The organism is Shewanella sp. FDAARGOS_354 (genome assembly GCF_002209245.2).
In the GTDB taxonomy this organism is placed as follows: domain Bacteria; phylum Pseudomonadota; class Gammaproteobacteria; order Enterobacterales; family Shewanellaceae; genus Shewanella; species Shewanella xiamenensis.
Genome location: NZ_CP022089.2, coordinates 4,488,283 through 4,501,279, shown reverse-complemented (window position 1 = coordinate 4,501,279; position 12,997 = coordinate 4,488,283). Strand labels below are relative to the sequence as shown.

The 12,997-nt window shown below is 45.9% G+C and carries 11 protein-coding genes; 8 read left to right on the top strand and 3 right to left on the bottom strand.

Translation table 11 applies throughout. The features are described 5' to 3' along the window. Positions 1-30: 30 nt before the first annotated feature. Positions 31-738: a 16S rRNA pseudouridine(516) synthase RsuA gene (rsuA, locus tag CEQ32_RS20280; protein ID WP_192959134.1), complete on the bottom strand. Its 708-nt coding sequence runs from the start codon at positions 736-738 to the stop codon at positions 31-33. A gap of 327 nt (positions 739-1,065) precedes the next feature. Between rsuA and CEQ32_RS20275 the strand changes: the two genes are divergently transcribed. The 5 genes from CEQ32_RS20275 (at position 1,066) to CEQ32_RS20255 (ending at position 6,629) form a co-directional block, all read left to right on the top strand. Further along, positions 1,066-3,150: a M13 family metallopeptidase gene (locus CEQ32_RS20275; RefSeq protein WP_088586708.1), complete on the top strand. Its 2,085-nt coding sequence runs from the start codon at positions 1,066-1,068 to the stop codon at positions 3,148-3,150. A gap of 232 nt (positions 3,151-3,382) precedes the next feature. Next, positions 3,383-4,282: an IS982 family transposase gene (locus CEQ32_RS20270; protein ID WP_088585327.1), complete on the top strand. Its 900-nt coding sequence runs from the start codon at positions 3,383-3,385 to the stop codon at positions 4,280-4,282. 363 nt (positions 4,283-4,645) lie between these two features. Then, positions 4,646-5,431, top strand: a complete 786-nt coding sequence (locus tag CEQ32_RS20265; protein WP_088586707.1) for a RelA/SpoT domain-containing protein — start codon at positions 4,646-4,648, stop codon at positions 5,429-5,431. A 248-nt stretch (positions 5,432-5,679) separates the two neighbouring features. Continuing rightward, positions 5,680-6,087 (top strand): SMI1/KNR4 family protein, encoded by a 408-nt coding sequence (locus tag CEQ32_RS20260; RefSeq protein ID WP_011623923.1) that lies wholly within the window; start codon positions 5,680-5,682, stop codon positions 6,085-6,087. Positions 6,088-6,128: 41 nt separating this feature from the next. Further along, positions 6,129-6,629, top strand: coding sequence for a DUF4447 family protein (locus CEQ32_RS20255; protein ID WP_011623924.1), 501 nt, complete (start codon positions 6,129-6,131; stop codon positions 6,627-6,629). Positions 6,630-6,699: 70 nt separating this feature from the next. Here CEQ32_RS20255 and CEQ32_RS20250 read toward each other — a convergent pair whose 3' ends face one another. Beyond that, entirely contained in the window at positions 6,700-7,329 is a 630-nt protein-coding gene (locus CEQ32_RS20250; RefSeq protein ID WP_055647715.1) for a glutathione S-transferase family protein, read from the bottom strand. A gap of 117 nt (positions 7,330-7,446) precedes the next feature. After that, complete coding sequence (locus CEQ32_RS20245; RefSeq protein ID WP_037422221.1) at positions 7,447-10,032, bottom strand: TonB-dependent receptor plug domain-containing protein; 2,586 nt, start codon at positions 10,030-10,032, stop codon at positions 7,447-7,449. A gap of 203 nt (positions 10,033-10,235) precedes the next feature. On the opposite strand from CEQ32_RS20245, the gene CEQ32_RS20240 reads away from it, so the two are divergent. The 3 genes from CEQ32_RS20240 (at position 10,236) to CEQ32_RS20230 (ending at position 12,740) form a co-directional block, all read left to right on the top strand. After that, positions 10,236-10,778, top strand: coding sequence for a PH domain-containing protein (locus CEQ32_RS20240; RefSeq protein WP_055647714.1), 543 nt, complete (start codon positions 10,236-10,238; stop codon positions 10,776-10,778). Positions 10,779-10,861: 83 nt separating this feature from the next. Next, positions 10,862-12,145 (top strand): Nramp family divalent metal transporter, encoded by a 1,284-nt coding sequence (locus CEQ32_RS20235; RefSeq protein WP_055647713.1) that lies wholly within the window; start codon positions 10,862-10,864, stop codon positions 12,143-12,145. A 130-nt stretch (positions 12,146-12,275) separates the two neighbouring features. Beyond that, positions 12,276-12,740, top strand: coding sequence for a DUF1456 family protein (locus CEQ32_RS20230; RefSeq protein ID WP_055647712.1), 465 nt, complete (start codon positions 12,276-12,278; stop codon positions 12,738-12,740). Positions 12,741-12,997: the final 257 nt, after the last annotated feature.

Genomic DNA, 12,997 nt, shown 5'->3' with positions numbered 1-12,997 from the left:
CAGGAGCGGCATTTTTTTAGCCAAACGGTGTTAAATCGAGGCGATTTCTTCGCTCGTCAGATAGCGCCATTCGCCTAGGGCAAGTTCGGAATCTAATTCAATTTTGCCAATACTTTCACGATGCAAGCCAACCACATGGTTGCCCACCGCGGCAAACATCCGCTTTACTTGATGATACTTACCCTCGGTAATGGTTAAACGCACCAACTGTGGCTCAATGATTTCAAGCACCGCGGGTTTTGTCAGACCGTCCTCGTTTCTAAGCTCCACTCCAGCGGCAAAGACGCCAATCAGACTCTCATCCACAGGCTCTGCTAACGTCACTAAGTAACGCTTGCCACAGTCTTTTTTGGGCGAGGTGATCCGATGCGACCATTGACCATCACTGGTGATAAGCACCAAGCCTGTCGTATCGGCATCTAAACGGCCTGCAATGTGTAATGTTTCAGGCTTTTCGATATCCAGCAAACTCAATACCGATGGATAGGCTTCATCTATGGTCGAGCAAATCGTATCAACGGGTTTATTGAGCATAAGATAACGCTCACCAACGAGGGAAATAGGCTCGCCGTCAAGGCATACTTGCATCCCCTCAAGCACTTTAAAGCCTGAGTCTTTGACCACAACGCCGTCACAGGTAATCTCACCACAGTGTAAGGCTTTTTTAGCTAGGGAACGTGTAAGTGAGGTACTCTCACAGATAAATTTGTCTAAACGCACTTGATGACTCAACTTCAATAAATGAAAACTGACGTATTATGAGCCCAATCAATAAAAGGACAAAGTCTAAACTAAAACGACATCAGTGCGTCGGCGTAAATAAAATAAGTACCTACTAACTCGGTAATGCTTGCATACGGTATGTTTGCTGCTTTTTAGGTCAATTTAAGTTATGGTAATTTTTAGTTACAACTGCCAGATAATAAATCCATCTTTAAAAGTGTAATCACCTTGTTTCGATTCCCACTAAAGCATTAACATACGTTGCATTGCGCCTGAAGCAATCCCATTTAGAACCCAAATAGCCCCTGATATGGGCACAATAACAAACTCGAAGGAAACGACATGAGAAAAGTACTCATTGGGGGACTGTGTGCCTCACTTATCGCGGGCCTTACTGCCTGTAATGATAAACCAGCACAAGTTAGCGCGCCCGAAACCGCTAAAACCGCTACAGCTGCCGCTGTCACTAAAGCATTGGGTTCTGGTATCGAATTTGAAAACTTTGATAAATCAGTACGTCCACAGGACGATTTCTATAAATATGTTAACGGTACTTGGCTAAAAAAATCTGAAATTCCAGCCGATCGCACCAGCATTGGAGCCTTCTACGATCTGCGTGAAAAATCTCGTGACGATGTCAAAGCGATTATCGAAGAAGTCGCAGCTACGCCAAACCTGGCCGAAGGCACTGACGAGCAAAAAGTGGCCGATCTTTATCGTTCATTTATGGACACTGCCACATTAAACAAACTAGGTGTAACGCCACTCAAAGGCGAGTTTGATGCCATCAACGCTTTAAAAGATAAAAACGAACTGGTTAAATACTTCGCCCATAGCCAAATCATGGGTGCGGGTACACCAATGGCTTTCTACATCGATATCGATGCAAAAAACTCTAGCCGTTACGCGACTCACCTGTATCAATACGGCCTAAGCCTGCCAGAAAAAGACTACTACTTTAACGAGTCAGAGCGTTTCGTTAATATTCGTAAAGCTTACCTTGCTCATATCGAAAAAATGTTCACGCTAGCTGGCCTTGCCAATCCAAAAGCCAGTGCAGAATCTATCCTCGCACTTGAAACCGCCATTGCCGCTAAACATTGGGATGTGGTTGAAACCCGCGATAGCACTAAATCCTATAACCTTTATCAAGTTAAAGATCTGCCAAGCTTAGCGCCAGATATCGACTGGACAGGCTACTTAGCGGCATTAGGTGCTGACAAACAAACCGATATTATCGTTAACCAACCAAGCTATATCCAAGGCCTGAACGAAGTCCTCAAAACGACCGATCTAGCAACTTGGAAAACCTACATGCAATGGCAAGTGCTGACCCACGCGGCGAGCAACTTGAGCGAAGACTTCGACAACGAAAACTTTGCCTTCTTCTCTAAAATCCTTAACGGTCAAGAAGAACAAGAGCCACGTTGGAAGCGCGGTGTTGCCGCAGTTAACGGCGTATTAGGTGAAGTGGTTGGTAAAGTCTACGTGAAGCGTCACTTCGCACCTGAAGCTAAAGAGCGTATGCAAGCACTGGTTGAAAACCTACGCGGTGCCTACGGCGACAGCATCAAAGATCTGACTTGGATGAGCGATACGACTAAACAAGCTGCGGCCGAAAAATTAGCGAAATTCAACCCGAAAATTGGTTATCCAAACAAGTGGGAAGATTACAGCAAGCTAACCATCAAAGCCGATGATTTAATTGGTAACGCGGTACGCGCAAGTGAAGTTGAACACGCTAAGTCGCTGGCTAAGTTAGGTGCACCAATCGATAAAGACGAGTGGCACATGACCCCACAAACGGTTAACGCTTACTACAACCCAACCATGAACGAAATCGTGTTCCCAGCTGCAATTCTGCAACCACCATTCTTCAACATGGAAGCGGATGACGCTGTCAACTACGGTGGTATCGGTGCAGTAATTGGTCACGAAATGGGCCATGGTTTCGATGACCAAGGTGCTAAGTTCGATGGCGATGGTAATATGCGTGACTGGTGGACAGCGAAAGACTTAGAAGAATTCTCTGCCCGTGGTAAAGCCCTGATCGCACAATACGATGGTTACTATGTGTTTGACGATCTGCACGTGAACGGCAGCCTGACCTTAGGTGAAAACATCGGTGACTTATCAGGCGTGACGATTGCTTACCGCGCGTACAAAAAGTCACTCAATGGTAAAGAAGCTCCGGTTATCGACGGCCTGACTGGCGACCAACGTTTCTTCATCGGCTTCACGCAAATTTGGCGTGCAAAAGCCAAAGAAGAAGCTCTGCGTAACCGCGTAGCGACAGATCCACACTCACCAGCGGAATTCCGCGCACTGGGTGCACTGTCTAACATGCCTGAGTTCTACACCACCTATGATGTAAAACCAGGTGATGCTATGTATATCGCGCCAGAGAAACGCGTGAAAATTTGGTAATGCCAAATTAATTCAAGATTGTAGTTAACGCGACATAATCATGAAAGCGCAATGGCGCCGCTCACAATAGCGGTGCCATTTTTTTAGGTGCGAAAAATGTGAACTTAATACCAATCACATTAAATATCTAATCAACCTGAGCTTCGGATAAGAATTTAGCTCCCAAAAGGAACTAAATGCTCGTTCCCTGATCCGATCATTCGACCAAGAGTGATTAGAAAAAGGAACGAGCATGAACAAACTAGTTGAAACTTACTGTGATGTCGATGATTTCTGTCAGTTATTTATCCCACATTGGCAACGCTTATTGCTTGATAATGGTGAAATGAAGCGTAATAGACCTTGTCGCCTTTCTCCCGCAGAAGTGATGACCATTATCATTCATTTCCATCAATCACATTACCGAGATTTCAAAAATTATTATCTGCACTATGTTTGTCGCCAGCTAAAACCCTATTTTCCAGAGTTGTTGAGCTACACTCGTTTCCTTGCATTAATGCCTAGCGTCGTTGTCCCTATGTGTAGCTATCTGACTTCAAAGCTTGGAAAGCCAACGGGAATTCAGTTTGTCGACTCCACTAAAATTGAAGTCTGTCATATTATTCGAGCGAAGCGAAATAAGGTTTTTGAAGGCATTGCCGAACATGGAAAGGGAACTATGGGCTGGTCGTTTGGATTTAAACTGCATCTTATTATCAATCACTTGGGTGAAATTGTAGCGTTAAAACTGACGAAAGGTAATGTCGATGACAGGCAACCTGTCAGTGAAATGGCTGAGTCTCTTTTTGGTAAGCTTTATGGTGATAAAGGCTATATTAGCCAAGCCCTAACAGGTGAGCTTTTGGAAAAGGGCGTTGAGTTAATCACCACAGTTCGTAAGAACATGAAGAAAAAGTTTATTTCTCTATGGGATAGAGCAATCTTAAAAAAGCGATTCATCATTGAAACAGTGAATGACCAATTGAAGAACATTTCCTATATTGAACACTCAAGACACCGCAGCGAGCATGGGTTCATGCTCAATCTACTTGGTGGATTGATTGCATATTGTTTAAAAGAAGAAAAGCCATCGTTAAATCTAACAGCTCAGGAGCTTGAACTGTTAGATAGCTCTAATTTAGTGCTGGCTTAACCAGATCTGAGGTTAATCAGTTCAGAGCCTCACAGGCATCTCAATCCAAGGCGCATTGACGCAGAAATGGTTATTCCCTTTTAAGTCAATGTAACACGGGAGTGAGATGCCTGTGAGGCTCCCGCAGGGCGGGGTTGAACGTGCTTTATACTGCGTTTAAGGCTTTCGACAGAGCGCCACTATGCCTTCAAGCCTTCGCCTTGTCTAAAGCCCGTTTAACTCCCGCTGAATGAACAGATATTTAATACGATTGGTATAAACCAAACATGAACAAGTCTTCATCATTGATTCAGCTTTAATTAAGCCACGTCAGCCTATGGTATCCCTGTGATGTGTATCACTCCCATAAGGAAGTAGGCCGTTATGAATAAGTTGTTTCGTACCTTTTTTATCTTTCTACTCTTATTATCGACCCGCACCGGTGTAGCCAATCCTCTAGATATCAATGACAGCAGAGCCGAACGTAGCAGCTATAGCGCAAGGCAAGCTCAAAGCCATGATCTGCAAGGGCTATATGCACTAAATACCCAAACCTTCGACACACCACGCCAATCTTTAAGCTGTTTAGATAAATTGTATTCAAATGCCCCTATTGCCCAAAATGAGCTAGGTAACTTATTGCAACGAGTCACTGCGGATACACAGGCGCAGGTGATTTTGCCCGACGTAAAAAGCTATCAACGCGCCGCCGAGAAAGTCGCCAGTAAATTTAAGGGGGATGCAAGCCAGATCACCGACCTTGCCCGTGCCAGCATCGTCAGTAACAGTATCTCTGAGCTGATGCAAAGCTATTACGCCTTAAGCGAGCAAGCTCAGGTCGTAAAACAGAAAAACCGTTTCGCCGAGCCTAAAGCCTCAGGTTATCGCGACCTTAACTTACTGGTGCGTTTGCCCGAAAGCGGCATGATTGCCGAGGTCCAGTTACACCTTAAGGATATTGCCGACATTAAAAGCGGCCCAGAACACAAGGTTTATGAACAGGTTCAGCAGATTGAAGCGAATGCGATAAAACAGCAACGTGCATTAAGTGAGTTTGAAACGGCACAAATCGCTAAGCTGCGCCAAGAGTCCCATAAGCTGTATCACAAAGCTTGGCTTAACTACAAACGCGTCGATGAAAGACTGCTGCTGACTAACTCAGTTGCTTAATCACCCGTTTGTTTAATCGCTTAACTGTTTAACGCTGTACCACTTCCACTGTTGCGCTGGCTATTTGTGAAAACAGATGCCAGCGCTTTTTTTACGGAGTCACACCAGACTTAGCCCAAAGCGTCACTGCTGCAAATACGCAAACAAAAGCCGAACTATCCCAGCTACAAGCTCACTGCCCTTCCCTCGCATCCAGCCTTGTTTCCCTATATAATCCCGCGCCATAAGGCGACCCTTAAGGACATTCCATGCACGACATTATTGAGCAACTCCAAGAACGCAGTGAAACCGTACCTGTGCCACTCGAGTTACCGACATTCGAGCAGTTAGTGGAGGTTGAGGAACAGATTTTGATCCCGCTGCCACGGGAATTAAAGGAATACCTACTCCATGCCAGTGATGTGATTTATGGTGCGATTGAGCCTGTGACCGCAGCCGATCCCTATTCACACACCTATTTACCCGAAGTCACCTGCTATGCTTGGTCAATCGGCTTGCCGAGGGACTTGATTGCCATCTGCCAATTGGGCGATGACTTTTACTGTATCGATCAGGATGGCCAAGTTCATTTCTGGCAAAACGGTGACTTTACCGATACTTATTGGGAATCCTTCTGGGAATGGGTCGAAGATATTTGGCTTAAAAACAAATACTGATTTTACCGAGATTTTATATTTATCAACTTGAGAACCGCATTATGTCTAAAAATATTGGCTTGAACGCCATCGAAATGAGCTACTTACGCCAATCACTCAGCCTCAGTGCGGCTCAAGTAGGACAACTGACCAACCACAGCGAAGCCGATGTATTAGCCTGGGAAAATGCTGAGACACAGGCCCCTGAACTGGCGCAGAAAAAGCTGTTAGATCTCGACGATATTATCGAGATGCAAGTGCTCAATACCACAGACGGCATCGAAGCCTTATTTAAGAAAGAGCCTAAGCGTCACTTGGCCTTCGTGGTGTATCCAACCCAGGCCGTTTACACCCAATATAATCCGGAATTTTTAAGCTCGCTGCCGTTAACTGAGCTGTACAACACAGCGGCATGGCGCATTAAGAAAGAGTGTAAACTGGTGCTCGAAGTGGATGTTAGCTTAGTCAATCTCGATGTCGAAGCCTACAAGGCATTCCGTGAGCAAAATGGCTTAAGTGAGAGCCGTGAAAGCCGCGCGAAATGGGCGGCGACTCAGCTATAAACGCAAAATAACTTAATCAAAAGGGCAGAAGTGAATCTTCTACCCTTTTGTTTTTAATGCCTAAATCAGATTAAGCCTGCGTCGCAGCAGCGACAGCATCCATTTTGGCCAACGCCGATTTACGCGAAGGACGCGCTGCAATTCTATCGCGATACGCCGCCAATTTAGGCGGGATCTGCTGCTCAAATAAAGTGCCCCACATCAATGTATGTGCCAGCAGAATATCGGCAACCGATAAGGTGTCACCGAGTAAAAAGTCACTATCGGGCAGCATAGCTTCAGCCAAGGCCGCCGCCTTATCAAACTCCCACACAGCGCAAGGCATGATAGAAGGATGACGCTGCGCTTCCGGCAGTGCGAATTTATGCTTGCCTAGGGTCCATAGAGGCTGCTCGAGTTCGGTAATAATAAAGCTCACCCATTGATGATGCAGACCCGATGCCGCACTGCCCGCTTCAGGTAACAACTTGCCAAATTTCTCCGCCAGATACAGGCAAATAGCCGCAGACTCAGACAACACAAGATTATCATCGGTTAACACAGGCACTTTGCCACAGGGATTGAGCGTTAAGAAAGCGGCGCTTCGGTGCTCGCCCTTATTCATATCCACAAACGAAAAGGCCCACTCGGCGCCTAACTCTTCTAGCACCCAGGCGACTCGTAATGCACGGCTGCGGGGCATGCCATATAAGGTGATCATATTAACGTCCTTTTAGTGATGACTGATTAACGAGAACGAAGATACACTCTGTCGCGGCAGAGTAAAATACAAAAACGGCGCCGAAGCGCCGTTTCAAATGACTCGGCCAATGACTCATTAGAAGTTCATTGTCAGTTTGGTATAGATATAACGTCCCATAGGGTTGTGTACAGAAATCACATAACCATAGAGGTCGGTATCACCGTCACCAATCGCAAACGGTGGCTCTTCATCGAACACATTGTTCACGCCTAATGTCAGCTTAAACATCTCGTTGAAACGGTAACTACCTGACATATCAACTAATAACTGTGCATCAACCATACGAGACTTGTTGGTTTCGAAGTCTAACACGCCATCAAAGTCGATATCTGGAGTATCTTCGAATTCACCGATATAACTCAGGTTTACGTTGGCCGCGAAGTTATCCATGGTCCAGTTCGTGGTGAGTAACCAGCGATGTTGTGGGAACTTGTACTCGCCAGTGTAATCGAGACCGTCTTTTTCGAAGTTATGTAAGTAGCTGTACTCTAGACCAAACTTCAAATCACCAAAGTTATCTAACTCAAGACCATAGTGGGTTGACAGGTCAACACCCTGCACATCCTGCGAGCTTAAATTGATAAAGCTTGAGTGAATAATGCTGATAGGACCTAAGGTTTGACCCACTTGCGGTGCTAAACGCTCACACACAGTACTGTTTTGATCATTACAGTTTGCGGTGTAAATATCACCCAATGGCTGCTTATCGATCTTGTTATCTTGAGTAATGCTGTAAACATCGAATCCGATATCAAACTTCTGGCTTGGTGCCCAAATCATCCCCAAGTTCCATGTTTCTGACTCTTCGGCATCCAACTCAGAGTTACCTTGGAATTCAGTGTTGTAGTCGAGCGCTTCACAATCCACACCATCGGCGGCGCAGCGATAAGTATCGATAAAGAAGCTACTTTCGCGAGATGGGCCTAAACCGATTTGTGCTAATGAAGGTGCACGGAAACCCGTTGACCAAGAACCACGGCTCGTCAGCTCATCGGTAATCCCCCATTGGAACGCCACTTTAGGGTTAGTGGTTGAACCAAAATCGCTGTAGTGGTCATAACGACCCGCAAGTTGCAGCTCAAAGTTATCCGTCACTGGAATAGAGAACTCCACATAACCCGCGTATTGGTCACGAGAGGCCGCCGCAGAAACCGCTTCGGTACCGAAAATCAGCCCACGTTGGAATTGTTCATCCGGCACGTCGCTCACGCTTTCTTCACGGTATTCTACACCCGCTGCCATCATAATATCGCGGTCCGCCAGCGTGAACGCTTGACCCGAAATGTTCGCCGCATATGAAGTCATGCTCGACAAACCTTGGCGGACAAGGCTAGTCGTGATGGCATCGATCACATCCTGCGAGTTCATCGTGCCACCAAAAGGATTGTAGCGGCCAGCATCGATCTCAGCTTGTAGATAATCGGTTCTGACCCAACCTTGGCTACGATCGCCAGTTTGCATCGATTCACTGCGGCCGCGTTGTACCGAGGCTTCCCAATCCCAAGTTTTGATAGTGCCACGTAACCCAGCAACTAAACGCAGGGTATCAGACTCAATATCCCAACGGCGTGCGCCCGCATCCACAGTACGGAAACGACCGATTTCAATATCTTTGCCCCAAGGATTATTAGGGTGGGTACCCGGTACAGTTAAGGCCGCATCTTCATCCAGAGGTGTGGGCGCACCACCCGCAATAGAAGAGTTATGTTGCGCCGCTAACTCGAGGAAAGCAGTTAAATCGTCATTGAAATGGTAATCGAATTGACCAATAGCCCCGATACGTTCAGCTTCAGGGATCACTAGGTTGTAAGGGCCGTAGTCGAATAGACAACTGCCGCTGGCTGTTGCGCGATCGGGCGGACAGGATGGGTCGATAGTCTTCACGCCATCAACATAAAAATAACCGGGGAAACCACGGGAAGAACGAAAATCCTCACCACCATAAGGACTTTGATCCGCAGTGCCAAAACGGCCTAAATCGGTCGCTGACAGCGTTTCGTTTTTAAAGTAATCAAGGATAATAGATGCACTGCCCTTTTCGGATTTGGTTCCCCAGACAACACTCGCAGTGGTTTCATCGTAACCCGTACCAGGGGTGTCGCCGTAACCTAAGTTAACCTCAATCCCTTCGATGTCTTTTTTCAAGACAATGTTGACTACGCCCGCAATCGCATCGGAACCGTAAATCGCCGACGCACCATCTTTCAGAATATCTATTCGCTCAATCGCTGAAACCGGAATGTTGTTAATGTCGACGAAGGAGTTAGTGATACCTTCAGCAAAAGCACTTGCCGCGACACGACGACCGTTGATCAATACCAGGGTGGCGTCAGGGCCTAAGCCACGTAAACTGATCGAGGCTCCGCCGTTTGCGGTCGAGTCTTGGCTGTTACCACGCGTAGAGAAAGCACCTGCACCGTTCGCAGGCATCCGCTCGAGTAACTGCTGCAGGTTGTCAAACCCCATGTTAGCAATATCTTCTTTGCCGATGGATTGTATCGGCGACGGTCCCTCAATATCGGTACGCTTAATACGAGAACCCGTCACTTCAATACGTTCAACTTTATCAGCACCATTTTCAGCTGCATAGCTAACATTCGGGGCAAACGCCATTGCGATCGCGATAGCACAAGCATTGGGTAGAATCTGAGGTCTTTTCATTTGCATTCCCTAACTTTAGTATTGTTGGAATTAATTTACTTTAATTCAACTTTTTATTAACAATATTCAAGGTAATGTGTTGTGAAACAAAGTCAATGGCCCACTGAAAAAAGTTAAACTTTTGTTACTAATAAAAACCATGTATTTTTCAGCACAAACATCTCAAGATAGTTAACAACTCACTGCATAAAATAGGGACGAAAATGCAAGAACAAACGATTCATGAAGCTGAATTTGAAGCCAACTTAGGCATGTATTGGTTACTCGCAGGGGCCGCTTACTTCACCCTAAGCATTGTAGGTATACCTTTGTTATTGCTTTGGTTTCCTATTGGCTTATGGGGGACGCGTCGCTATATCAACAATATGAGCGCGCGTCTCACCAGCAAAAAGCTGATCGTGCGCAGAGGCATATTAACCCGCACCGAAAATACCGTTCCCTTGGATAAAATTACCGATATCGCCTTAATCCAAGGTCCCATAATGCGCCTAATGGGATTACATAAACTCACAGTCGAAACTGCTGGACAATCGGGAACGGGTGCCTTAATCAGTCTAGTGGGCATAGTCGATGCCCCTAGTTTTAGAGCACAGATTTTGGAGCAGAAGGAACGCTTGAGTGACAAGCATCCACAATCTGAAGCATTACCCGCTACAAACGATAATGCGCTACTCGGCCAGCTTGTCGAAATAACCGCCAGTTTAAAACGTATCGAAGGCTTACTCGCATCCAAACACGATGCTTAACAGTTAATTCGATTCAAATTTAGAATGTATGCATTAATATCAAACAGATATATTTTCACCGATAAGGAAGTACGCACCACGCCATGGACAACTCTGAAGTTAAACCACTCTCCATCAATTGGACTGCACAGCTCGCCCTTGGCATAAAAGCCATGGGACCGGGAGTGTTGATGGCCGCCGCCGCGATTGGGGCTTCACATTTAGTATCATCCACTCGCGCCGGCGCAGAATTTGGTTGGCAATTGGCTTGGGTCATTCTTGGCGTAAATTTGCTGAAATACCCCTTCTTTGCCGCAGGTGCGCGTTACACCGCAGCCACGGGCGAAAGTTTACTGCATGGATATCTTAAGCAAGGTCGGGGTTATCTATGGCTATTCACAGTCCTCAATGTGATAGCTTCTATCGCCAGTACTGCGGGTGTGTGCATGTTAACTGCCGCTATGCTCACCCAGTTTATCCCCTTACCTATTGATGTATTGGCGCTGTTGGTGCTAATAAGCTCACTGTTGTTATTGATTTTAGGGCATTATTCTCTGCTCGATAAACTGACCAAAATCATTATGTTTGCCCTGACGCTCACCACTTTAATTGCGGTCGCGCTGGCATTTGATCATATGAAAGCACTGGAAAGTCAGTTTGTGTCGCCCTCACCTTGGCAGTGGGCCCATGTGGGATTTTTAGTCGCGATGATGGGATGGATGCCAGCGCCGATTGAAGTCAGCGCATGGAATTCATTGTGGTTGCTGGAAAAACAAAAGACTTCGCCGGTAACACCATCACAAGCTCTGCTCGATTTTAACTTAGGCTATATCGTCACCGCCCTGCTGGCAGTGGTCTTTCTGGCCTTGGGCGCCCTGGTAATGCATGGCAGCGGCGAACATTTTTCTGAATCGGGTGCCCAATTTGCAAATCAGTTAATCAACTTATATAGCCAAGTCATGGGCGGTGAAAGCAGATATTTGATTGGCATAGTGGCGTTTTTATGTATTTTCAGCACCACTGTCACCGTCATCGATGGCTATAGCCGCACCTTGAACATGGGCTGGCAACTACTCTCCAAGTCAGTAGTGTCAGAAGTACAAGCGGATAAACTTCTGACAGGCATTATGCTCAGTGTCAGTGCGTTAGGATTGTTATTAATCCTGTTTTTTAAGGGCGCACTGCTGCCATTACTGGAGTTTGTGATGATCTTGGCCTTTATGACCACAGTGGTCTTTGCATGGTTAAATTATCGTCTAATGACCAGCAGCCAACTCCCAGAAGCTGACCGCTACGGCACAAAAATGAAATGCCTCTCTTGGATAGGCTTAAGTTATTTACTTATTTTTGCCGTACTTTTTATTTACTGGTACTGGGTAAAGGCCTAGCAGGTGTTCAACGCTAGCGTGATATTAATGATTAACACCACAAATACCGCTGAATCCTGCATCTTCAGGTTGTTTGGGTATATACTATCTGCTCTTAAACCAGACTGCGCAGCCGCGCCTAGAGATGACCATGATAAACAATGATATTTTGCGCCGTTTGCGCTTCGTATTCGATTTTAGCAACGCCAAAATGATTAAGATTTTTGCCAAAGTGGGTAGAGAAGTCTCCACCGAAGAGATAATTAACTTACTGCGCAAAGAAGAGGAAGAAGGTTATAAAGCCTGTAACGATACCACCCTATGTCAGTTTTTAGATGGTCTAATCATCGAAAAGCGTGGTCTACGTGAAGGTGCTGAAATTCCTAAACCAGTATCAAAATTAAACAATAACTTAATCTTCAAAAAATTACGTGTTGCCCTCGAAATGCGTGAGGAAGATATTGTGGCCACCCTAGCGCTCGCCGAAGTGCAAATGTCTAAATCTGAATTAAGTGCCCTGTTCCGCAACCCGGACCATAAAAACTTCAAAGCCTGTGGCGATCAGATCCTGCGCAACTTTATCCGTGGCTTATCGCTAAAATACCGCGGAGTCTAATGTTTCTTCCGCTTAAAATAACAAACGCAGCCTTGGCTGCGTTTTTGTTTTTATCTCGCCGTTAAACAAGCTTTTGCTTGGCAGATGTATTTACAATCAATTAACAGAACTCTGTTTTAAACAGTAAGAATTGCCTGTGCTGCAAAAAAGCCACAAATAGCGCACGACACAGGCAACAAAGATCACATTTCGTGATAACCTTACGTGACCTATAGCACGTCTCAAGCACGTACCGAACCACTTAAACAATAACTCAA